The sequence below is a fragment of the Pseudomonas sp. S36 genome (assembly GCF_016647875.1).
Taxonomy (GTDB): domain Bacteria; phylum Pseudomonadota; class Gammaproteobacteria; order Pseudomonadales; family Pseudomonadaceae; genus Aquipseudomonas; species Aquipseudomonas parafulva.
Genome location: NZ_JACVVG010000101.1, coordinates 1 through 604, shown reverse-complemented (window position 1 = coordinate 604; position 604 = coordinate 1). Strand labels below are relative to the sequence as shown.

The window sequence follows — 604 nt, the reverse complement described above, 5'->3', positions numbered from 1 at the left end:
AAGCGCAACATGCGAATTTTCGGCGAATGTCGTCTTCACAGTATAACCAGATTGCTTGGGGTTATATGGTCAAGTGAAGAAGCGCATACGGTGGATGCCTTGGCAGTCAGAGGCGATGAAAGACGTGGTAGCCTGCGAAAAGCTTTGGGGAGTCGGCAAACAGACTGTGATCCAGAGATCTCTGAATGGGGGAACCCAGCCAGCACAAGCTGGTTATCTTGTACTGAATACATAGGTGCAAGAGGCGAACCAGGGGAACTGAAACATCTAAGTACCCTGAGGAAAAGAAATCAACCGAGATTCCCTTAGTAGTGGCGAGCGAACGGGGACCAGCCCTTAAGTTGGTTTGAGATTAGTGGAACGCTCTGGAAAGTGCGGCCATAGTGGGTGATAGCCCCGTACACGAAAATCTCTTGTCAATGAAATCGAGTAGGACGGAGCACGAGAAACTTTGTCTGAATATGGGGGGACCATCCTCCAAGGCTAAATACTACTGACTGACCGATAGTGAACCAGTACCGTGAGGGAAAGGCGAAAAGAACCCCGGAGAGGGGAGTGAAATAGAACCTGAAACCGTATGCGTACAAGCAGTGGGAGCCTACTT

1 rRNA gene is annotated in these 604 nt (G+C 49.8%); it reads left to right on the top strand.

Annotated elements, in window-relative coordinates:
- Positions 1-67: 67 nt before the first annotated feature.
- Positions 68-604, top strand: a 23S ribosomal RNA gene (locus tag IAE36_RS23470); the annotation flags it as partial.